Source organism: Aestuariivivens sp. NBU2969 (genome assembly GCF_019931125.1).
GTDB classification, from domain to species: Bacteria; Bacteroidota; Bacteroidia; order Flavobacteriales; family Flavobacteriaceae; genus Aestuariivivens; species Aestuariivivens marinum.
In genome coordinates this window covers 1-23,588 of record NZ_JAIOUU010000024.1, presented here as the reverse complement: position 1 = coordinate 23,588, position 23,588 = coordinate 1, and the positions used below count along the sequence as shown (strand labels likewise).

The following is a 23,588-nucleotide window of genomic DNA, read 5'->3' as shown; positions in this document are numbered from 1 at the left end:
CTTACAACTTCAACGACGATTCAAACGGCACCCTGTTTAAAATACTTCTTCCTAAAGTAATCTCGTCTGCATATTCTAATTCGTCACCAACTGAAATTCCTCTTGCTATTGTAGAAACAGCGATATCACAATCCTGTATTTGCTTATAAACATAAAAATTGGTTGTATCCCCTTCCATTGTAGAGCTTAAAGCAAAAATCAATTCCTTGACCAAACCTTTTTTAACCTTCTCTACTAAAGGTTCTATGTTCAAATCATGAGGACCTATACCATCCATTGGAGAAATTTTACCTCCCAAAACATGGTAAACACCTTTAAAAGAACCCGTATTTTCAATAGCCATGACATCACGAACATCCTCAACCACACATACAATCTCTTTATTTCTTTTAGTGCTTTTACATATTTCACAAAATTCTTCATCGCTTATATTATTACAAGATCTACAAAACTTTATTTCATTGCGCATAATTTGTAGAGCATTAGTGAGAGTCTGTGTTTGCTCTTTGGGCTGTCTAAGTATATGTAAAACCAAACGCAATGCCGTGCGCTTTCCTATACCAGGTAGTTGCGCTACTTCATTTACTGCATTTTCAAGTAATTTCGATGAAAAGTCCATTGTTGCTAAAGTACTATTTAGACGGTAATTTCATGTGTTAATATTTATTTTTTTTCAAAGGACAAACTTATACTTCACCCTAAACAAACATGTAACACGAAATTACTATTCCTGTTTTACATCTAATGTTTAGTAATGGATGCTTTATTGGTTTAATCTCACCTTTTGAACAAAAAATACTTAAGCTTTAGATTTTGAATATTAATAGTTGTAATTTAAAACCTTGAATATATATACTATATGACTACAACACAAATAATCTTATTAATATTAGCATACTTTGGGGTGTTAATCCTTATATCCTATTTTACCGGTAAAGAAGATTCTAACGATGCCTTTTTTAAGGCCAATAAATCGGCTCCTTGGTATTTGGTTGCCTTTGGTATGATTGGCGCTTCACTTTCTGGTGTCACATTCATTTCGGTTCCAGGTGCTGTTGAAGCCAAACAATTTGGATATTTACAAGTTGTTTTTGGGTATTTTTTCGGGTATTTAATTATTGCTTATGTATTATTGCCAATTTATTATAAGTTAAATTTAACTTCTATTTACACTTATCTTAAGGACCGATTTGGCAATACCAGTTACAAAACAGGATCTGTTGCCTTTTTAATCTCCAGAACTGTTGGAGCCGCTTTTAGATTGTTTTTGGTCTCCAAAGTGCTTCAGCTTTTAATTTTTGACCAATACCATATACCTTTTACAGTTACGGTAATAATTACCATTGCACTTATTTGGCTATATACCTTTAAAGGTGGCATTAAGACCATTATTTTTACTGATACACTTCAAACGCTTTTTATGCTCATATCGGTTGTAGTTGCTATTGCTTTTTTAGCTTCTGCATTAGATTTAAACAGTATTTCAGAAATATATGCAAATATTAAGGGTAGCTCTATGAGCAAAACCTTTTTCCTTGATGATGTTAATGATGCCCAATATTTTATAAAAAGTTTTTTAGCTGGTATGTTCATTACAATAACCATGACTGGACTTGACCAAGATATGATGCAAAAGAATCTAACCTGCAAAAACTTAAAAGAAGCTCAAAAGAATATGGTTTCCTTTAGCATCGTACTCATTTTTGTAAATGTCCTGTTTTTAGTCTTGGGGCTGATGCTTACCCAATATGCCGATATGCATAATATAACCGAAAGAAAAGACGATTTGTTTCCAACCATAGCCATGTTGCCAGAAATTGGCATAATGACTTCAGCATTCTTCCTTTTAGGCTTAATTGCTGCAGCCTATTCCAGTGCAGATTCTGCATTAACCTCATTAACAACCTCTTTCTGTATAGACATAATTGAACTGGATAAAAAACCTAAAGAGTCACAAAAAAAAGTTAGAAAACGTGCCCATATTTTCATAAGTCTTGTATTGGTTGTAATTATCGTACTATTTGACACTATTTTTAAAGATGTTTCGGTTATTTGGGAACTGTTTAAAGCCGCTGGTTATACTTACGGGCCATTATTAGGCCTATTTGCATATGGTATTTTTACCAAAGCAGAGCTCAAAGATAAATACGTTTGGATTATTGCCATCATCGCTCCTATTGTATCTTATTTAATAAATACTTACTCAATAGATTTACTAAATGGTTACCAAATTGGATTCGAAATTTTAATTATAAACGGCCTCCTCACCTTTTTTGGCCTAATACTGATTCGTAGCAAGCAGGACTAAAGTACAGGACGCTTCATACGAAATATTGTTTGCTTTTAGAATGTCATAGAATTCTGGATTTTCTGTCCCTGGATTAAATATTACGCGTTCAGGCTTTAATGAAACAATATAATTGTAAAATGTTTTTTGTCTTTTAGGGTTTAAATATATGGTTACCGTATGTACATTGTCATAAAGCTCTAATTCAGTTTTTATTTTAATATTACCTATATTACCTTCTCTCTTCCCAAATGCCAACACATCAATACCATTAGCCACCAATCGTTGAACCGCATAATTACTATACCTGTTAGGTTTTAAGGATGCTCCAAAAACCAGTGTCCTTTTAATCATTTGTTAAGATAAAGTTAATTGGATATAAATGTAGTAACATAAATCCATATTTGGCGTCTACTATTCAAACATCAATCAAAAAATAATTAATTATAATGAAAAGACTATTCTTTTTATGTGCTATACTTTGGTCTTTAATCGCACAAGCCCACAAAATAGATCCTGAAAAAGATATCGACAAAACTGGCTCTATTACTGGTGTTGTATTAGATGCCAACCTAAAGCAACCTTTAACTTATGTTAATGTAATAGTAACCAACTCAAACGGTGAAACATTAACCGGAGGCATTACGAACGACGAAGGTACTTTTGAAATTAAAAAAATAGCTGAAGGCAATATTATTCTTAATATACAATATATAGGTTATAAAACTATTAAAAAGAATCTGAAAATAGGAAGAGGTAATTATAAAATAGACTTAGGCAATATCTATTTAGAAGAAGAAGTCGAAGGTTTGGATGAAGTTACTGTTGTAGCCGAAGTCTCCACCATACAACAAAAAGTAGACAGAAAAGTAATTACAATAGGCAAGGACTTAGCAGCAAGCGGAACAGCATCCGAACTCATGATAGGAATTCCATCAGTTGGCGTCGACGCGCAAACTGGTGATATTAGCTTACGTGGCAACTCAAACGTACAGGTTATGGTAGACGGTAAATTATCTACTATTCCTACTGCTCAATTGCTAAAGCAAATTCCTTCAACAGCTATTAAGTCTATTGAATTAATCACCAATCCTTCAGCCAAATATAACCCTGAAGGCATGAGCGGCATCATTAATATCGTGCTGCATAAAAACACGATGATGGGGCTTAATGGTAATATAAATACTAGTCTTACCTATGAAAAAGAGTCTAAATTCAATAGTGCCCTTAATATAAATTACAGAAATGGAAAGTTAAATTTTTTTGGCAGCTATAGTAATAATATTTCTAAAAACAGGAATAATGGCAATGTGTTCAGTCCTGAAAACAACTCAGAACAATTCTTTAAAACTTTAGATAAAAGGGAAAACCACCAATATAAAGTTGGTGTCGATGTTTATTTAAATGACCAGCACACCATTTCTGTTTTCACCAACCAAAATATATCCAATAATAATACAGCAGGTAAGACAAATGTCATATTCTATAACAACACATCATTTAGCCAAGACCAGATTTTTACCAACATTGGAGATAATACCTCTTTTCAATATAATTTTGATTATAAAATTAATTTTGCAAAAGAAGGTTCTAATATAGAATTGGAAATAGACCATAACACCTACAATGGTGAAAACCCCGTGTTTTTTGATCAAATTGCAGGACCCTTAAGCGATTATATAGACTTCAATGATACCAAACGTAGCAATACCACTATTGACTTAGACTATGTAAATCCTTTATCTGAAAATTCAAAGTTAGAATTGGGTTTACAAGCACGATTATTCAATACCGATATTGTTTATGCTTCAACTGGTGAATCCTATAACGAATTTGGAGATTTAGCGCCTACACCTAGTACAAATTTTGATTACACTAGAGATATTTATTCCGCTTATGCCACCTATAGTAAAAAATTGGATAAATGGACTTATCAAATAGGGGCTAGACTTGAAAATGTTAATGTTGATGCTATTGCGCTTCAACAGGATGTATTAACAAATGAAGTTACAGAAATAGGATTCGACAATGATTATTTTCAAGTATATCCTTCTTTATTTATAACGCATTCACCTTCTGGCAAAAATTCTTATCAATTTAGTTATAGCCGCCGTGTAGACCGACCAGGCATTGGTCAGGTAAACCCTATTAAAGAATGGAGTGCACCTTTAATATCTTCTTATGGAAAACAAGATTTGGAACCTCAATTCACCAACTCTATTGAATTAAACTATACTAGAAACTTAAACAACAGAAAAGGTAGCATAACTGCTGGTTTATTCTATCGTGCCATATCCAATGAAATCAATAGAGTACTATTTGTAGATCGAACCGATGTTACTTCTGGTCGTGTAATTTTAAGCCACGATAATTTTGACAATACTTCTGCTTTTGGAATTGAAATATCTAGTAACTACAGGCCTTTTAAATGGTGGAGTATTAATAGTAGTTTCGACTTATACTCACAAACCCAAAAAGGAATTGCTGAAAACATTAAAGATGGTGTTCTTTTAGAAAATGCAACTATATCCGATATTGAAACTAATGTAACCGAAGTTGATAATGCAGCTTGGAATTTAAGAATGTTCAACAATTTTAGTCTTAACCAAAAATTAACGCTTACAGCTTTTGGGTTTTACAGAGGTGAAAATAAATCGCTACAATTTGATGTTAACCCCATGTATTTTGTTAATCTAGGCATGCGCTATAGTTTCCTTGAAGACAACCGAGCCACTTTTGGATTTAATTACAATGATATTTTCAATACTATGAAATTTAGTTTTGATGGTCAAAGACCATATCCTTCTAAAGGTACTTTTAACTGGGAAAGCAACACTTGGAGCGTTAGTTTGAACTACAGGTTTGGTGGCGGAAAGTATCGTGCTAAATCTCGAAAAACAAGAGAGGACAATATTAAATCAAATAACAGAGGGTTCCTGTAAAACATAAATTCATTCACTAAAAGTGTCCATAAGCCATATGGGCACTTTTTTCTTTTTTTTTTCACTACCGCACAATAAAAAATATTATTGTACGTTATAGAAATGTACCAAGCGAAGTTAATTATTTAGAGTTAGTCACCTAAAAGAAAAATTCGTATGACAAAGAGTACTAAATTTTAAAAACCCGGGAGTAATGGATTCCGGGTTTTTTTGTTAAATTTTGTTAATACTGCAATATTTCACAAACTTTTACGTCTAATATATATACTTCACGAAATTTTTAGTGTTAGTTGGAGTTGATTAATAGCTAAAAAAACCTGAAACTACCGTTTCAGGTTTTTTGATTTTTACAAATATATGCTACCATTTTAAGATCACACTTCCCCAAGTAAACCCGCTTCCAAATGCAGCTAAAACAACAGTATCCCCCTCTTTGATCTTTCCTTCTTCCCATGCCTCAGTTAAGGCAATTACCACTGAAGCCGCCGTAGTATTTCCATATTTTTGGATGTTATTAAACACTTGGTCGTCCAGCAGACCAAACTTCTTTTGAATAAACTGGGAAATTCTAAGATTGGCTTGATGCGGTATTAACATGTCTATATCTTCTTTCTTCAAATTATTAGCGTGTAACCCTTCTACAATAGCCTCACTAAAACGAACAACAGCATGCTTAAATACAAATGTCCCATTCATATAAGGATAATAAGAGGTATCGTCTGGATTATTGGCCTCTAAAATTTCCGGCACCCAGTGTTTTATGCTAGGACCTGCCACGATAAGTTCTTCGGCATATTTACCTTCTGAATGTAAATGTGAAGATAATATCCCTTTTGTATTATCCTCTGTTCTACTTAATACAGCGGCACCAGCGCCATCACCAAAAATAACAGTAACCCCTCTTCCCCTTGTAGTTTTATCGAGTCCTCCCGAATGATATTCTGCCCCTATAACCAAAATATTTTTATACATACCCGTTTTTATAAATTGGTCAGCAACCGCAACAGCATAAACAAAGCCGGTACACTGGTTTCGAACATCCAAAGCTCCAACCGTTGGCATATCCAGCATATCTTGTATTTGCACCCCACAGCCTGGAAAATAATAGTCTGGACTTAATGTCGCAAAGACAATAAAATCAATATCATCCTTAGTCAATCCTGAACGTTCAATGGCAATCTTAGCCGCCTTTGCTCCCATAACTGCCGATGTGTCCTCACTGCCATCCTTTATCCATCGACGCTCATTAATTCCTGTCCGTTCCTGTATCCATTCGTCACTGGTATCCATCATTTTAGATAAATCGTCGTTAGTCACCACATTATCAGGGACATATTTTCCTAAACCTATTATTCTAGAGTTGTACATAGCCAATTATTTTAAGCAATACAAATTACGATAACTGTTATTAAATTCCAATTATATAAATTCAAATTCCAAAACACTTAACATCTGGACATATGTTCTTGAATTTTGTGTTTTATAGTTTTAAAAATTATATTTAAAAGAAAGATTGTGTCAGTTTGTCACTTTTATTGACTTGGTATTTTTTTTGACTAAATTTTTAAGACGAATTAAAATTTTAAGTTGAATGGTTTTCCGCAAAGGTGGAAAAGAAAAATAGACAAACATTATGACAAAAGGAAACATTAATGTATCGGTAGAAAACATCTTCCCGCTCATTAAAAAATTCTTATACAGCGATCACGAAATCTTTTTACGTGAACTTATTAGTAATGCTACAGATGCCACATTAAAACTAAAGCACCTTACTAATGTTGGCGATGCCAAAATTGAATATGGCAGCCCAAAGATTGAAATTAAAATTGATAAAAAAGGCAAAAAGCTACACATCATCGATCAAGGTTTGGGGATGACGACCGAAGAAGTTGAAAAGTACATTAATGAAGTAGCTTTTTCTGGTGCCGAAGAATTTTTAGACAAATACAAGGATTCTGCTAAAGACACTGGCATTATCGGTCATTTTGGTTTAGGGTTTTACTCTGCTTTTATGGTAGCAAATAAAGTAGAAATCATTACCAAATCATACAAAGATGAGCCAGCTGCCCACTGGACTTGCGATGGCTCTCCCGAGTTTACTTTAGAACCACACGACAAGACCGAAAGAGGAACCGAAATCATTCTTCATATATCTGATGATGAAAAAGAGTTTTTAGAAGAATCCCGTATTCGCGAGTTATTGTTAAAATATAATAAGTTCATGCCTATCCCTATTAAATTTGGAACCAAGGAAATAAATGACCCTGAGCATGAACCGCAAACCATAACCGACAAAGACGGTAAGGAAACAAAAGAACCACATAAAAAAATAAAGGTTGACGATATTATAAACAATCCAAACCCTGCATGGACCAAACAGCCGACCGATTTAAAGGATGACGATTACAAAAACTTCTACAGGGAATTGTACCCTATGCAGTTTGAGGAGCCTTTGTTCAATATTCATTTAAACGTGGACTACCCGTTCAACCTAACTGGGATATTATATTTCCCTAAAATGACTAACGACCTTAACATACAAAAAGATCGTATTCAACTATACCAAAATCAGGTATTTGTAACCGACAATGTAGAAGGCATTGTGCCTGAATTCTTGACTATGCTGCGTGGTGTCATTGATTCACCAGATATCCCACTTAACGTATCTCGTTCCTACCTGCAAGCCGATGGGGCCGTTAAAAAGATTTCATCTTATATAACGCGTAAAGTGGCCGATAAGTTAAAATCGTTGTTCAATAACAATCGTGAAGATTTCGAAAAGAAGTGGGACGATATTAAAATTGTTATTGAATACGGTATGCTTTCGGAAGAAAAATTCTTTGAAAAAGCTGATGCTTTTGCCCTATACCCAACAGTTGATGGCAAGTACTATACTTACGAAGAACTTTACAATAAGATTAAAGCAAACCAAACCGATAAAGATGACAAACTGATAATTCTTTATGCAGCCGATAGGGATGCACAACACAGTTACATAGAAGCTGCAAAAGCCAAAGGCTATGAGGTATTGTTATTGGATTCGCCAATAGTGTCCCATCTAATGCAAAAATTGGAAACTACTAAGGAGAAAATCTCTTTTGCCCGTGTAGATGCAGATCATATTGACAATTTGATCAAGAAGGACGACACAACTATTTCTAAATTAGATGATGACCAAAAGAAAGCCTTAGATGAGTTATTGAAAGAAGTCATTCCTTCAGAAAAATTCATGGTACAACTCGAGGCTATGGATAGTAACGCATCGCCATTTATAATAACACAACCCGAGTTCATGCGACGTATGAAGGAAATGCAACAAACCGGTGGCGGTGGTATGTTTGGCATGGGTGGTATGCCAGAAATGTACAATTTGGTAGTGAACACCAATCATGATTTGGTAAGCGAAATTTTAAATACCAAAACCAAAAAGAAACAAGAACGTTTAATAAACCAAAGTTTAGACTTGGCCCGCTTGTCACAGGGCTTACTTAAGGGAGAAGAATTGACCAACTTTATTAAGCGCAGTTACGACATGATAAAATAAATGTCATTGCGTGGCTCCATAGTATAAGGAGTCGTAGCAATCTTTTTATAAATTTCTAAACCACTTTGTTTAACAAGGTGGTTTTTGTTTTGGTAGATAATTGACTTTGAAAAATTTTCAACTATCTTCGTTTAACTACCAATAAACAACAGTATAACGTTTTTTATTTTAAAGTTAAACGACCCATGATAATAACCTCTACCAATATTGCCAAACCAACCACCATCAACTGGCAAGGGAAGCAAGTCACTACGGGTATTTATAAAACGCCCACCCATGACCCCATTTACCTTGGCAAAAATGACGTGGCACAAGACGAAGTGACCGATAGAAGGTATCACGGTGGTGAGTTTAAGGCCTGTTACCTGTTTTCGGCAAATCAATACCCCTACTGGAAAAGCTTATACCCAAACTTAAACTGGAATTGGGGTATGTTTGGAGAAAACCTAACGGTTGAAGGTCTTGACGAAACCCAAATACAGGTTGCCGATATCTATAAAGTAGGTGGCGCCCTCATACAAATTACCCAGCCACGAGAACCTTGTTTTAAATTGGGTGTTAAGTTTGGCTCGCAAAAGGTAGTTAAACAATATATCGCATACGGCTATTCTGGCACTTATGTTCGAGTGCTGGAAGAAGGAAATGTTAAAACTGGCGACGAATTTACTTTAGTAAAGCAAGCGAACAATAGCTTAAGTATTTATGATCTTAACCATTTGTTGTTTGCCAAGACCAAAGACAAAACCCTTTTAGAATTAGCTATAAACAATGAGGCGTTGCCCTTAAAAAAGCGTGAAAAATTAAAGGCTTTTTTATAATCTTCCAACTATGTGTCAAATCGTTTATCTAAATGGTGTTTTAAAATAGGAACCTGAATGCTTAGCATTAATCCAAAAAGCACAATGCTATACGTTACTGTTTTGGAATATTTAAAGTCTGGCAAATAATTAGAAGGTAAACTAAAATCTAATGTTCCAAACCAGCCCAATCCTTCTGTCTGATTTGCAAAAAACAAGACATAAAAAAATACAATTAAAAATAAACCTATAACAAAAGACCACACGGTTTTAGATATTAAGGGTCTATACACGGTAGCTTTATTTTTAGCTATGGCATTCACATTTGCGATCACTGTATTAGTAAAATCAAATGACGGTTTCTCAATACTACTGTCCTTAATTACTTTTTTGGTTAAATCATCTAAATAGTTATCGGCGTTCTCTTTCATAATCTTCGATTAATTCTGGTTCTAATTGTTGTCTTAAAATAGTTGCTATTTTTTTTCGGCTTCTAAACAATTTCACTTTTACGTTATTGGGTGTTAATCCAATCGTTTTAGATATTTCCTCCAAGGTCAATTCTTCATAGTAATACAATGTTAGCAAAAAGGCATCATCACTTGGCAACATATCCAAACATTTTTTAATGGCTTGCTTCTTTTCTTCGTTTTCTAATTTTCCTAAGGCATTGTCAATTGTTTTCACTTCATGGGCTGTAAATTCATTGATGACTACATTATTTAATTTATTTTTGTTTTTCTTTAATCGATCTAAACTGGTATTATATGCTATTTTATAAATCCATGTAGAAAATTTAGAATCCCCTTTAAATCTATTCAGTGATTTATAGACTTTAATAAAAGTGTCCTGAGCCACTTCTTCGGCCTCTTCCCTGTTTTTAAGCATTCTAAGGGTTAAGGTAAACACCAAGTCCTTATAACGATTTACCAAAACGGTAAACGCATTGGTATCGCCTTCAATAATTTGTTTAATATAATATTGATCGTCGTTGTTGGTCATTTTTTATGTAAGACGACAACCCTTTTCTTTAGGTTACAGAATACCTTAAAAATATTTAAGAAAAAGTGTAACCAAAATGAAACAACTGCCGTCATAGTTACAAACACATTAAAATTAATCAATTAAAAACAAACAATTATGGCTGAAGTATTAATTCCAATTAGTTTTTTTCTAGCAGTTTTCGGTGTATTCTACCTTTATTTATCTACAAGAAACAAAGAACGTTTAGCTCTTATCGATAAAGGTGCTGATGCTAGTATCTTTGTTAGTGGCAAAAAACGCACTCTAACCGTCTGGAAAGCATTATTCTTAAATCTTGCCTTACTGCTAATGGGCATAGGAACTGGTATATTCATTTCCGGACTATTAACAATGTTTGGAATGGATCCCGATATTTCCCAACCTGGTGCCATCACCTTTATGGCAGGTTTAGGATTATTAACTGGCTTTAATATGAGCAAGAATTTAGACAAAGAATAAAGCAACAACATCAATCAAAAAACACAAAAACCTGTTTTATTTCTATGAAAACAGGTTTTTTTATTCTATAGGAAAATCGAAATAAGTATTAGGGTATGGTTCATTTCGCAAGGTAAAGTGCCACCATTCTTTGGGATAGTTCCTAAAACCGTGCTTTTTCATAACCACTTGCAAAAGCTGCCTATTTGCTTTTTGTTTGTCGGTTAACTTTTTATAATCGACCCAAGATATTTCTCCAAAAAAATCGTAAGGGCTTCCCATATCCAATGGTTTACCTGTATTACCATCAATTATAGTTAAATCGACCGTACTTCCTCGACTATGTCCTGATCTTGATGCAATGTAACCCTCTTTAAATAAACTCCTCTTTTTAACATCAGGGTAAAAAATATGTTTATTAATAGTATCGTTTAATTTTCTTGCCCATTTCACAAAATGATTAACAGCTTGCTGTGGTCTATAACCATCATAAACTTTTAAACATAAATTTTTTAGCTGCAATTCATTTTGTACCTGTTTCAAAGCTTCAGCAGTTTGTTTGGTTAAAACCAGCTTATTGGATGTGTACCCCGTTATAGGTTTGCCTACAAAATTATTCGTGCCAAAATATCGCAATTCAACATCTAAATTGGGAATAATGGTTTTAGCATCAACAAATCCTTCCGGCAATTGAGCGATAGAAAAACCATAAATAAACAAAAACAGGTATAATATAAGATGCTTCATTAAAAGCTAAATTATGCAAAATAAAAGTAGGAAATATTAAGGCACAAAAAAACCGGGTTCCCTCAAACCCGGTTCTCTTTTAATTTGCTTAATTCATGAAGTAGATTTAGGGTCTCTATATCAACATCATAATGCAAATATTAATTAATTAATCCATTGAACTAAAAAGTATGTTATTTAGTACACTTCAAAAGTAAAAATATAAATCAAACTAAACGACTAAAAACATATATTATCGATTAAATACACTTTTTTTTAACATTAAAAGCTGTATTGTCATGTATTATCGATGAAATACATATTTACAACAAATAATAATGTTTAATCATTAGACATGAACTTGAGCAACTGATACACTAAAAACCAAACTAAAACAGTTACTAATTAATGGTATTATTGAATTATATTTACCTAAAATTTAGCTATGACTTTTAGATTATTAGTTTTTATGTTTTTTACTCAAGGTTTCCTTTTTCCTCAAACAGAGACCTTCACAGAAAAAAACCTTGTTATAAATAGACATATTGATGGCACATTAACCTCACCTGCTAACAACACAGACCATTTAGCTATTATTATTGGTGGTTCTGGACCAACCGACAGAGATGGCAACCAAAACTTTCTAAAAAATAATGCACTTAAAAAACTGGCCTATGAGTTAGCTAAAAATGGGGTTGCCACTTTTAGATACGATAAGCGTATTGTTAAACAAATCAGACTTAGAAGCATAGACCCCAATATAATGTTTGATGACTTTGTAGAAGATGCTATTGCTGCCATTAACTATTTTACTTCTAAGAAAATCTACAATAAAATATATATTATTGGACACAGTCAAGGCAGTTTGGTAGGTATATTAGCTTCAAAGAACAATGTACACGGCTTTATCTCGTTGGCTGGAGCTGGACAAAATATAGGAGATGTGCTTATCGAACAAATCAGTAAAACAGCTCCCCAATTTTCCGATCAATCCATATCCATAATCAATAATCTAAAAAAGGGTAAGCTGGTGAATAATTATCCTGATGCATTAACCTCAATTTTCAAAGAAGACATTCAGCTATTTATGATAAATTGGATGCAATACAATCCTTCCGAATCTATTAAAACCCTAAAAATACCTATATTAATAATTAATGGATCTAAAGATTTACAAGTAAGTATAAATGAAGCCAATATGCTAAAAGAAGCTATGCCAGATGCTTCTTTAAAAATTATTCAAGATATGAACCATGTACTGGTTATGATAGCTGGAGATGATCTTGAAAATTCAAAATCTTATAACGAGCCTAATAGAAAGGTTTCTGAAGAACTCATAGAGCACATTGTAACATTCATAGAATCAAATAAATAATGTGCATTACAGCGAAATTTTTCATTTTAAAGTAAAAAACTACAGCTTATCGTAATTTCATTAGTTTTTTGGTGTTTAATTATATATTACTAGCAATTATTACCAAATCTATAACATAATGAAAGCTATATACCTACTATTAGCCTTATGTATTTATTTTAATTCTTCAACATTAGTGTTTTCGCAAGACTATGTTCTTGGATTAAAAGCTGGGCTAAATACTAATACAATTGGAGATATAAATTCGAGGGGCGGATCGATTGCAGTTGGCAAGGCCGACGAAGTTTTTTCTCCTAAAAAAAACATTGGATATCAAATTGGAGGTTATTTTAACGCCGAACTTAAAGGCTTCTTTATCAGACCTGAATTAAATTATGTGTCTTTAGAAAACCATTATGATTTTCCAAACAGAGCATCGAAATGGACGGCAACAAAATTTGAAATACCCATACTATTTGGATTGGAGATTGCAAAACCTGTCTCAATATACGCCGGCCCAAGTTTTAATTTCTTTAGTAATATACAGCTAGAAGGTGTACAGGTAACATCATATAGTAATGGCGGTCCGGATATAGAAAAAAACACAACAAGTTTAAATTTTGGAATTTTAGCACGATATAACCGGTTTAGTATTGATTTAAGATATGAAATAGGTACAAAAGCCACTCAAGAAGAACTTCTGGATATCAATCATAGTGCTTATGGAGTTAACTTAGCCGATTTAAGATCTTATACTCCTAAGACATTGAGTCTAAGTTTCTCTGTAGATATTTTTAGAACAGATGGTACCAGCATTGCAGACCTATTTAAAAGTAACGACAAATGCGGTTGTCCTTACAAAAAGTAAAACAGAAAGCATAAAAAAAGCATCCAAGAAAGGATGCTTTTTTACTAACTAACCAACCAAAAATATGATTTACAATCTAAAGTTTAAAGTAACCACTCAATAAACTTATTTATAGAATGTAACATTTAACAAATAACAACTATCGTGCCAAACTTTAAAATATTTGTTTTATCATTCAAAAACCCCTAATCTTTTTTAATTGTAAACTATTTGGTATTTTGTAGCACAAACTATGAAATCCATGGAAAACACACCTTTAATCACTAATGACGCTATTGTTTTTGGCATTTTAATATTATGCCTTGGCTTTGTATTTTTCACAGAATCCAAAAAATCTGGTTTTTGGCATAAGTTTTACAAAATAGTCCCTGGACTTTTAATGTGTTATCTACTACCGGCCATCTTCAGTTCTTTTGGAGTTATTTCGCCTGAAGAAACTAAAACGTATTTCGTCGCCAGTCGATATTTACTCCCCGCCTCTTTAGTTCTTCTAACCATTAGTGTTGATTTAAAAGCTGTTTTCAATTTGGGGTGGCGTGCATTGGTTATGTTCCTTACAGGTACAATGGGTATTATTATAGGTGGTCCATTAGCCATTTTGCTTATATCCACATTTTCTCCAGACACTGTTGGAGGTGTGGGTTTTGATGCCGTTTGGCGTGGTTTGGCAACCTTGGCTGGAAGCTGGATAGGCGGCGGTGCCAACCAAGCAGCGATGCTTGAAATCTATCAGTTCAATCCCAATAAATATGGAGGTATGGTACTTGTTGATATTGTTGTTGCCAATATATGGATGGCATTTTTATTGATTGGTATAGGTAAAAAGCATAAGATAGACAAATGGTTAGGAGCCGATAATACGGCTATTGACAAGCTTCAACAAAAAGTACAGGATTTTACTGAAAGTGTAAAACGTAACCCTACACTTACAGACTATATGGTCATTCTTACCTTTGCTTTTGTTACTGTTGGAATTGCTCATTTGGGAGCCGATTCCATTTCAACTTTGCTTAATACAAATTTTGAAGGGGTAAGCGACCCTAAAAGTCCGTGGTCGTCATTTGGAAGTCAGTTTTTCTGGCTTATTTCCATAGCTACATTGCTTGGTGTTCTACTATCCTTTACTAAAGCAAAAAATTATGAAGGAGCTGGCGCCAGTAAAATAGGTAGTGTTTTTATTTACATATTGGTGGCTACGATTGGAATGAAAATGGATTTGAGCAAACTTTTTGAAAACCCAAATTTGATTATGATTGGTTTAGTTTGGATGGCCATCCATGCTGGCCTGCTAATCTTAGTTGCTAAACTTATTAAAGCACCTTACTTTTTCCTGGCGGTGGGCAGTCAGGCCAATGTTGGCGGTGCTGCTTCAGCCCCTGTGGTAGCAGCGGCATTTCATCCTTCTTTAGCAACCGTTGGTGCTTTATTGGCAGTTTTTGGTTATGTTGTTGGTACATATGGAGCAATGCTTTGTGCCGAATTGATGAGAATTGTTTCAGTAGGTTAATTTTAAATATTTTTTTAAGATATTTGCGCTTCAAATTTACAACTTATAATGAGAAAAGTTTTATTGTTATTTATAGCTCTTCTAGCATTTTCGTGCAGTAAAGATCAACCCGATTTAATTGTGAGAACATCTATTAAAGGTCTAAAAAAAGGAACCGTTTATTTAAAAAAGGTAAAAGACACTTCTTTAATTACTATTGACTCTGCAGTGATTAACGGAAACTCTATGTTTGAATTAAAGAGTGACTTGGAATCACCCGAAGTCTTCTATTTATATTTAGACAAAAATGGTGGCAAAAATGATAGAATTACCTTTTTTGCAGATAAAGGCGTTACCGAAATTAATACCACACTTAAAAACTTTGTTTTTGATGCCAATATAAAAGGCTCTGAGCAGCAGAAAGTTCTTGAAGATTACCAATTATTAATGTCCCGAATTAACCATAGAAATTTAGATTTGATCAAGGAGAGTTTCGACGCTCAAAAAAATGGTGACTCATTGGCGTTTGTAGATTATGAAAAAAAACAGAACAATATTATAAAAAGTAAATATTTACAAACTGTAAATTTTGCCATTAATAATAGTGATAGTGAAGTAGCCCCTTATTTGGCGTTAACTGAAATTTATAACGCAAAAATTAATTTTTTGGACACTATAAACAAATCGCTTACACCAAAAGTAAAAGCTTCTAAATATGGAAAGGAATTGGATGCTTTTATTAAGGAAATAAAGGCAAAAGAAAACTAATAAACAAAACCTTCTCCAAGAAGAAATTAGAAAAAACCGAACATCTTTCGATGTTCGGTTTTTTTTAGCCTCTAGAGGGACTCCCTTCGACTGCGCTCAGGGCACACTTCTCGTCCTATTTTCAAAAAAAAAGTTCAGCCATCAATAAAGACACCGAACTTCTGTTTTTTGAGCCTCCAGAGGGACTCGAACCCACGACCTGCTGATTACAAATCAGCTGCTCTAGCCAGCTGAGCTATGGAGGCATTAATGGCTGCAAATATAATAGCAAAAATCATATTTGTAAAGGGCCATTAAAATTTTATCCTAATTTATTAATCTTTTCAATTAAAGCTCTCCCCTTAGTTTCAAGCTCTTGATTAATTGCTTTAAAATGTGCTTTTGGATCCTCTACATTTTTAGCATTTACCTTTGCAATCAACTCATCAAAAGTTTCAATAGCTTCATCTATTATAGCATCACTTTGCTTTGTGTCTTTATCGGTGTTTGCATATTCCCAGATGTAAACTGCTTCAATAATATCACCTAAAACATAATTAATATCCTTTTTTAGGTTTCTAACATTTGCCATGTTTCTGTGTTTTAAATTATACAACAAAATTAAACATAAACTTCAAATAGCACTACATTTTTGGAATCTATTTTAAAGTATTGATAGTAATAACTAGATGTTCTTAATCTAAAGACATCAGACCAAAATAAGTAAGGATTTAATAGTGAAAAGATTAATTTCCAGAATAGGTAACAAAATTACGTGGAGTCTCATAAAGCGTAATCTCCAGATCTAAATGCGATTCAATCTGTGGTTTTATTTTGTTATAAATAACAACAGCAATGTTTTCGGCAGTTGGATTTAACTCTTTAAACTCCCCTACTTCTTCATTTAAATTTTTATGGTCGAATTTTTCTTCAACTTCTGTTTCAATGATATGTTTTAAAACTTTCATATCCATAACAAATCCAGTCTCAGGATGAATCTCTCCAGTAACAGAAACAATCAATTCATAATTATGTCCATGATAGTTAGGATTAGCGCATTTACCAAAAACAGTTGCGTTCCTGGCATCTGTCCAATCAGCATTGTACAATCTATGCGCCGCATTAAAATGTGCTTTTCTGCTTACTTTAACTTTCATTACTGTCCTGGATTTATATGCGGATAAAATTTATCGAAGATTACCTTAAACCATTCTGTATAAATTTTTGGGTGTTTTTTTATGTCTTTTCTTACGGCTTCCAAAGGCATCCACTTCCAATCGGCAACTTCTTCTTTGTTAATTTTAGGATTTTTATTGTATTTTCCTAAAAGTATATGGTCATATTCAAATTCGGTTAATCCATTGTCAAAAGGGGCTTTATAAATGAATGAAATCGATTCCTCAAGGTCTACCACAAATCCCATTTCTTCCTGCAAACGTCTTTTTCCAGCTTCTATATTGGTTTCACCATCCCGTTGATGACTACAACAGGTATTGGTCCACAAGCCAGGTGAATGGTATTTACTTAATGCTCTTTGCTGTAACATCAATTCGTTGTTATCATTAAAAATAAATACAGAAAAGGCACGATGCAATAGAGCTTTTTCATGAGCTTCCATTTTTGGCATTAACCCTATTTGCTCATTTTTTTCGTTTACCAGTATGACATTATCTTCTTTCATGGAATAAAAATACCGCCTAATATTTAATTACACCAATTTCAATAGCTAAAAAAATCATAATAATTAAACTCTCTTAGTCTTACATCTTGGTAACTATAAATTCACTTCGTCTATTTAATTGATGTTCTGCTTCACTACATTCTATATCACCTATTCCATTTATTTTTAAAATCCATATTTCTTTATTATAAGTTCCTTCTAACTTAGACTGACTTGCTATCTTAGCACTCTTGAAAGAATCGAACCTTTTTATATACACATAAGTAAAATTATTGGTAGGGTTAAAAAAGGAATCGGCAGCTAGGCCTTGTTGTTTTAGTATCTCAATAAACTTGATAGCATTTGTTTTAGATTTAAAAACATTTGCAATCAAATAATATCCACTTTTCACACCTTGGGTATCCTGAAAATTATGATATGTGATTTTTTCCTTAGCATTTGATGCATCACTATTATCATCTTTATTTGATAAACCATTAGCTTGCAAATGGTCATATCTTAAATCACCATTATCTACTTTTAAAATCCACATTTCATCTTGGTAATTACCATCTATTTTAGATTTATATGAAGCGACCGCTTCTTGCCAAGTATCGAAATATTCAAGATATACATACTTCCAATTGTTATTTCGATTAGTGAAATATTCAGGGCTATATCCTTTTTCCTTAAGCGACTTCATAAACTTTTTGAAATAAAAATTTCGGCTGTACACATTTCCTATTATATAGTAACCGCTTTTTGTTCCTGCAATTTCCCTAGTACCATAAAACTTAATGCTATCTGCTTCTATAACTTTGTTAAAATTGATATTATCTTCCTCTATTAATTTAACCAATGCTAAATCTTTAATAGATGTTTTTATATTTATATCTCCTCCACAATTACACTTATTAACTGGCTGACTCTCTCCATAACCTATTGCTTTTAGCCTGTTTGAAGCAATTCCATTTTCTATAAGATATTGCTTTGTAGATTGAGCCCTTCGGTTCGATAAGGATTTATTGTATTTTACCGTTCCCCTACAATCTGTATGGCTTCTTATTTCAATTTCCATATTAGGATATTCCTTCAACACATTCAATAGCTTTTGTAGTTCTACTTGAGCATCGTATCGAATATTATACTTATCGAAATCAAAATAAATTATTGGGATATCTAGTATTTGTGCAAGATCATCACCTTCACTTATTAGGTGTTCGTCTTTATCTAAAAATAATTCAATTAAAAGGCTATTGGTAGAAGAAGGAGTAGTAAAGCGTTTCTCAACCCCAACATAGCCTTTTTTATCAGCCCTAATTAAATATTCTTTATTACATTCTAATTCTAACACAAACCTGTATACATCCTCTAACTTCATGGTTAAAATTTCATTTCCTTTATTGTCAAAAAGTTTAATATTGGAATCTACAATAGCAATATTTTTACCTGATTCTTTAACAATCCCATCTAATATAGGCTTACATTCAGGTATAAGAAATGCATATATATCATCATCACCTTTCCCTCCATCTCTATTTGAAGACAAATACCCCTCGACAGATTCTTGATCTTCAGCGTAAGCAAAATCTTCAAAAGAACTGTTCATTGGTTTCCCTAAATTATCTATAAAAATCTTATCTCCATTTTTATATTTGTCTTCAAAATTTCGGGCCACAAAAATATCTAAGCCCCCTAAACCTAAATGGCCATTTGATGCAAAAAACAAATCGCCTTTGGCATTTATAAAGGGAAAGGATTCTTCTCCTTCAGTATTTATAACATTACCTAAATTTTCTGGGACACCTAATCTTCCATCTGAATTAATTTCAACCCTAAAAATATCTGACAGGCCTATAGTACCAGGCATATCAGAAGCAAAATACATAACTGTCCCCGCCTTATTAATTGATGGGTGGGCTACACTATATTCATCAGAATTAAAATGCACGGATGTAATACCACCCCACTCGCCATTGGGGAGCATTGATGCTTTGAATATCTTTAATCGATTAACTCCTTCAGAATCCTCTTTATATGTTTTCTTATAATAATTGTTTCTGGTAAAAAACATGTATTTTGCGTCCGCTGTAAAAGCTGCCGAAGACTCATGAAATTTAGAATTAACTTCTTTGCTATATTTCTTTTCTTCAAGATATTCACCTAAATCAATCTTATTTGCATAATACAAATCCAAAAAAGGTTGTTCATTCCAATTATACCGTTTTCCCTTTCCTCTTGTTGAAGCAAATACTAATTGATTTTTATATTGGGCTCCTCCAAAATCGGAGTATTCCGAATTAATGTTAATATTTATTAGGTCTATATCTTGGTCATCTTTTATAATATCTGATAAATATTCTACATTGTTTACAAAAGCTCTCCCTCTGCTATCTTCTGGTTTCTCCTTAAAAAACTTGGCCATCCAGATATTTGCTTCCTCATATTCCTCTATACCCTTCAGGCTTTGAGCATATCTGAAATAATACTCAGGATCAAGGGTCGGATCTTTCATTCTCATTAAATAACCATACCATTTGGCTGCTTCTTTTAGGTTATTATTAAAATAATATGAATTGGCTAGTTTTTTAAAAAGCTCTACAGATCTGTATCCTTTTTCAGCAACCTTTAATAACACCTCTGTTGTTTTTATATAAGCAAAATTATCATAATCCTTTTCCACACTCTTTATTATTTTTTCCTGTGAAAAAGAACCATTAGTAAAAAGAATTAAACTTACTATAAATATGTTTTTAAATAACTTCATATACATGCTAAAAGAATCTTGGTGATAAAAGTTTTCCCAATTTTGCTAATTCAAATCTAAACATGATTTCATGTGTACCACTATTATAATTATTAAATCCAGTGGTGGTTAAATCATATGCATAACCCAAATATATATTTTTATTTATTTGGAATCCAGTTAATACACTAATAGAATCCTCCCATCTCCATGCCAATCCAAAAGTTAGCTTCTCATTGAACAACATATTGGCTGAAAAATCTACTATTAAAGGAGCACCTGATACCGCTTTAACTAAAAAAGCAGGCTTAAATTTTGTTGTTTTAGATAAATCAAACACATAACCTCCAATGATGTAATAATGCATTCTTTCTGAAGCTACAGATTCTTGAAAATCATCATAATGCTTTGTAGTTATAATATTAGGAATAGACATCCCTAAATACCAGTTATTGGAATACAGGTAAAATCCCGAACCTACAACAGCTGAAAATAAATTTAAATTTTCATTGAAAGCATTATCAGGGTCACGGTGTATGCCTTTACTCCAATCCAATTTTAATTGTTGAAAACCTGCTTTAAAACCAAAAGAAAAGTATGCTCCTCTATCATCAAAAGGAATGGTATACGAAAAATTAGTATTCACAGACATCTCGCTAGCTGGTCCAAGAGCATCATTAACTACTACTAATCCCAGCCCTGACCTACCATTATTTATTGGGCTATGAATCCCTAATGATTGCGTTTCGGGAGCCCCATCAACCCCAACCCATTGTGTTCTATACAACCCAACAATGTTTAATGTCTCCCTTTGTCCGGCATAGGCTGGATTCACTACCATTGTGTTATACATATATTGCGTATACTGTGGCTCTTGCTGAGCCTGAGTATTATACAGAAACAAAACACCAAAGATTAATGTTATCCCTTTTATTTTATGTAACTTTTTAATCATTGCAACTTTCTGAATATTTTATCTGTTTATATACAACCAACCTATCCTAGGTTTAGATCCATCTTTAAGATCTAAAACATAATAGTAGGTCCCCGTTGGTAATTTTTCTGAACCATTTATTATTAAACTTTCGTTAGAAGTACCATCCCAATCATTTTGATATCCTCGAACTTCATAAACCTTTGTTCCCCAACGATTATAGACCTCTAACTTACTTTCTGGATAACGTTCAACACAATCTATAACAAATGTATCGTTATCACCATCACCATTAGGTGAAAATTCATTATAAATAGTCAAACAATTTGGTTCAACAAAAGCCTCTGCTCGGTTATTGTCGGGATTAATATCGATTCCGTTTTCAACATCTTGTATTTCAGCTACATTTATGTAATCTCCCATTGGAAGAACTCTCACCGTAATCTCTAATATTTCAATGCCTCCTCCTGATATATTTGGAATCACCCATAAACCATTTAAATCAGAGTAAGATCCAGAAGTAATTGTGGCTGATACAAATTCATATCCACTCGGAATAACTTCATTAATCTCTACATTAGTTGCATCAAAATCACTTAAATTAGAAACAACAATTGTGAAAACAACGAGATCTCCCACTAATACTTCTGTCCTATCAACTGTCTTCTCAATCTCCAAATCTAAAGTATTTATTGGAGTAACAGCTGTATCTGATTCTGGTGTATCAATCTCATCAGAAGTAACGGAAGCCTCATTCACTAAGTCAAGTCCGGCAAGTGCATCATTCCAAGTAACTGTATAAGTTATAGTGTAAGTCCAAACTTCATCAACATCTAATGCATTATCATTGTTTGAATCTCCAAACGGTCCTGATAAAGAACCTTGTGTTCCATCAGGTAATAGATCTTGTACATCTATATTATGAAGAGCTGTATTTCCTGTATTTTCAATTGTTATTTCATATTCCAAAACTTGACCTACAAAAGTCACAGTATTAGGAATAGTTGTTTGAGTCTTGGTTATCACAATACTAGCAATACAACCATTATCACTTAAAGTGGTTATACTGGAAGAAATGGTTTCGCATAAATTAATACTATCTCGAACAGCTATTGTATAATCACCAACCATGAGATCGTTGAATGTGTTAGAAGATTGGTATGTGACTCCACCATCAATACTATACTCTAAATTAGTGCCAGTCGCTGTAATTGTAATCGTTCCATCATCTAACGCTGGGCAACTACTAAATGTTGGATCAGAAAAAGCAATATCATCAATGATAGGAAGAATGTTCATTGTAAGGGTTATAGCAACTCGAGAGGTACTCACGCAATTTTGTAAAATATCTCTAGCCTCTGCATAATAAGTCCCAGGTCCACTCGGAGTGAAAGTAGTGCTATCTGCTAACAATAATGTTCCGTCAGATGCTTGATTATACCAATCAACTGTATCTCCTGATCTAACAGTAACTGATAATTCTGGAATAGGGTCGCCTTCACAATATAATTGGTCACCGGAACTTACAGGTTCAGGTATACTAGTAATTATTACAACCTGATCTTGTGAGCTTACATTTCCATTACCATCAGTATACTCCCATGTAACCGTATAAGTTCCTGTAACATTATAATATGTAGGATCTGTTGTAATTCCAACAATAGTTCCTGAACAATTATCTGTTGCTGTTGGAGGAGTTAAAGTAACTGAACATTCAGAAGTCACTCCCGGTAGCGTAGTAATATCTGGTACAGGTGCCGTGCTATCAACTACAGTAATGACCTGGTCACAGGATGAACTATTGTTATTGGCATCGGTAGCCGTCCAGGTCCTGGTGATCACGGAATTGTTGCCCGTACCTGCTGCTACCACATCTACAAAGGTGATAACCGGGGAACCATCACAGTTGTCCGTCGCTGTGGCACTGCCCGTATTGGCCGGTGTACTGTCCGCATCACACGCTATGGTAAGATCCGATGGACAGGTGATAACCGGTGGGGTCGTGTCCTCAATGGTAATGACCTGGTCACAGGATG

At 33.6% G+C, this 23,588-nt stretch carries 21 protein-coding genes and 1 tRNA gene; 9 read left to right on the top strand and 13 right to left on the bottom strand.

Features of this window, described 5'->3' with window-relative positions:
• Position 1 precedes the first annotated feature (1 nt).
• Positions 2–619 carry a recombination mediator RecR gene (recR, locus tag K7G79_RS13085; protein WP_223552046.1) on the bottom strand — a complete coding sequence of 206 codons (618 nt, stop codon included), beginning with the start codon at positions 617–619 and terminating at the stop codon, positions 2–4.
• Between the two features lie 240 nt (positions 620–859).
• On the opposite strand from recR, the gene K7G79_RS13080 reads away from it, so the two are divergent.
• Complete coding sequence (locus K7G79_RS13080) at positions 860–2,308, top strand: sodium:solute symporter (RefSeq protein ID WP_223552045.1); 1,449 nt, start codon at positions 860–862, stop codon at positions 2,306–2,308.
• Here K7G79_RS13080 and K7G79_RS13075 read toward each other — a convergent pair.
• A complete protein-coding gene (locus K7G79_RS13075; RefSeq protein WP_223552044.1) occupies positions 2,279–2,641 on the bottom strand; it encodes a CoA-binding protein in 363 nt (120 codons plus the stop codon). The two genes, K7G79_RS13080 and K7G79_RS13075, sit on opposite strands and share 30 nt — an antisense overlap.
• A 95-nt stretch (positions 2,642–2,736) precedes the next feature.
• Between K7G79_RS13075 and K7G79_RS13070 the strand changes: the two genes are divergently transcribed.
• Positions 2,737–5,229: a TonB-dependent receptor domain-containing protein gene (locus K7G79_RS13070; RefSeq protein WP_223552043.1), complete on the top strand. Its 2,493-nt coding sequence runs from the start codon at positions 2,737–2,739 to the stop codon at positions 5,227–5,229.
• Between the two features lie 360 nt (positions 5,230–5,589).
• Here the strand turns inward: K7G79_RS13070 and K7G79_RS13065 are convergent, their stop codons facing one another.
• Positions 5,590–6,597: a 3-oxoacyl-ACP synthase III family protein gene (locus K7G79_RS13065; protein ID WP_223552042.1), complete on the bottom strand. Its 1,008-nt coding sequence runs from the start codon at positions 6,595–6,597 to the stop codon at positions 5,590–5,592.
• Between the two features lie 265 nt (positions 6,598–6,862).
• Here K7G79_RS13065 and htpG point away from each other — a divergent pair, with 265 nt between their 5' ends.
• Both htpG and K7G79_RS13055 read left to right on the top strand, forming a co-directional pair.
• Positions 6,863–8,773 (top strand): molecular chaperone HtpG, encoded by a 1,911-nt coding sequence (htpG, locus tag K7G79_RS13060; RefSeq protein WP_223552041.1) that lies wholly within the window; start codon positions 6,863–6,865, stop codon positions 8,771–8,773.
• A gap of 185 nt (positions 8,774–8,958) precedes the next feature.
• Positions 8,959–9,591, top strand: a complete 633-nt coding sequence (locus K7G79_RS13055; protein WP_223552040.1) for an MOSC domain-containing protein — start codon at positions 8,959–8,961, stop codon at positions 9,589–9,591.
• Between the two features lie 8 nt (positions 9,592–9,599).
• Here the strand turns inward: K7G79_RS13055 and K7G79_RS13050 are convergent, their stop codons facing one another.
• Both K7G79_RS13050 and K7G79_RS13045 read right to left on the bottom strand, forming a co-directional pair.
• Positions 9,600–10,001: a hypothetical protein gene (locus K7G79_RS13050; RefSeq protein WP_223552039.1), complete on the bottom strand. Its 402-nt coding sequence runs from the start codon at positions 9,999–10,001 to the stop codon at positions 9,600–9,602.
• Positions 9,982–10,572, bottom strand: a complete 591-nt coding sequence (locus K7G79_RS13045) for an RNA polymerase sigma factor (RefSeq protein ID WP_223552038.1) — start codon at positions 10,570–10,572, stop codon at positions 9,982–9,984. The genes K7G79_RS13050 and K7G79_RS13045 overlap by 20 nt, the downstream gene beginning before the upstream one ends.
• Positions 10,573–10,710: 138 nt before the next feature.
• On the opposite strand from K7G79_RS13045, the gene K7G79_RS13040 reads away from it, so the two are divergent.
• Entirely contained in the window at positions 10,711–11,052 is a 342-nt protein-coding gene (locus K7G79_RS13040) for a DUF6249 domain-containing protein (RefSeq protein ID WP_255575994.1), read from the top strand.
• 60 nt (positions 11,053–11,112) lie between these two features.
• Here the strand turns inward: K7G79_RS13040 and K7G79_RS13035 are convergent, their stop codons facing one another.
• Positions 11,113–11,778, bottom strand: a complete 666-nt coding sequence (locus K7G79_RS13035) for a M15 family metallopeptidase (RefSeq protein ID WP_223552037.1) — start codon at positions 11,776–11,778, stop codon at positions 11,113–11,115.
• Positions 11,779–12,202: 424 nt separating this feature from the next.
• Here K7G79_RS13035 and K7G79_RS13030 point away from each other — a divergent pair, with 424 nt between their 5' ends.
• The 4 genes from K7G79_RS13030 to K7G79_RS13015 all read left to right on the top strand — a co-directional run bounded on the left by K7G79_RS13030 (position 12,203) and on the right by K7G79_RS13015 (position 16,233).
• Positions 12,203–13,132 carry a S9 family peptidase gene (locus K7G79_RS13030; protein WP_223552036.1) on the top strand — a complete coding sequence of 310 codons (930 nt, stop codon included), beginning with the start codon at positions 12,203–12,205 and terminating at the stop codon, positions 13,130–13,132.
• Positions 13,133–13,250: 118 nt separating this feature from the next.
• Complete coding sequence (locus tag K7G79_RS13025; protein WP_223552035.1) at positions 13,251–13,979, top strand: PorT family protein; 729 nt, start codon at positions 13,251–13,253, stop codon at positions 13,977–13,979.
• 241 nt (positions 13,980–14,220) lie between these two features.
• Entirely contained in the window at positions 14,221–15,486 is a 1,266-nt protein-coding gene (locus K7G79_RS13020; protein WP_223552034.1) for a DUF819 domain-containing protein, read from the top strand.
• Between the two features lie 48 nt (positions 15,487–15,534).
• The gene (locus K7G79_RS13015; RefSeq protein ID WP_223552033.1) at positions 15,535–16,233 is read left to right on the top strand and encodes a DUF4369 domain-containing protein; all 699 of its coding nucleotides are present in this window, start codon (positions 15,535–15,537) and stop codon (positions 16,231–16,233) included.
• Positions 16,234–16,404: 171 nt separating this feature from the next.
• Here K7G79_RS13015 and K7G79_RS13010 read toward each other — a convergent pair.
• The 7 genes from K7G79_RS13010 to K7G79_RS12980 form a co-directional block, all read right to left on the bottom strand.
• Positions 16,405–16,478: transfer RNA gene (locus tag K7G79_RS13010), tRNA-Thr, on the bottom strand.
• A 56-nt stretch (positions 16,479–16,534) separates the two neighbouring features.
• Positions 16,535–16,804, bottom strand: coding sequence for a hypothetical protein (locus K7G79_RS13005; protein ID WP_223552032.1), 270 nt, complete (start codon positions 16,802–16,804; stop codon positions 16,535–16,537).
• A 154-nt stretch (positions 16,805–16,958) separates the two neighbouring features.
• Positions 16,959–17,369 carry a 6-carboxytetrahydropterin synthase gene (locus K7G79_RS13000; RefSeq protein ID WP_223552031.1) on the bottom strand — a complete coding sequence of 137 codons (411 nt, stop codon included), beginning with the start codon at positions 17,367–17,369 and terminating at the stop codon, positions 16,959–16,961.
• Entirely contained in the window at positions 17,369–17,893 is a 525-nt protein-coding gene (idi, locus tag K7G79_RS12995) for an isopentenyl-diphosphate Delta-isomerase (RefSeq protein ID WP_223552030.1), read from the bottom strand. The genes K7G79_RS13000 and idi overlap by 1 nt, the downstream gene beginning before the upstream one ends.
• A gap of 79 nt (positions 17,894–17,972) precedes the next feature.
• Complete coding sequence (locus tag K7G79_RS12990) at positions 17,973–20,639, bottom strand: OmpA family protein (RefSeq protein WP_223552029.1); 2,667 nt, start codon at positions 20,637–20,639, stop codon at positions 17,973–17,975.
• A 7-nt stretch (positions 20,640–20,646) separates the two neighbouring features.
• Entirely contained in the window at positions 20,647–21,573 is a 927-nt protein-coding gene (locus K7G79_RS12985) for a type IX secretion system membrane protein PorP/SprF (protein WP_223552028.1), read from the bottom strand.
• An 18-nt stretch (positions 21,574–21,591) separates the two neighbouring features.
• Positions 21,592–23,588 (bottom strand): gliding motility-associated C-terminal domain-containing protein (locus K7G79_RS12980; protein ID WP_223552027.1); only part of this gene is annotated, 1,997 nt, incomplete at its 5' end.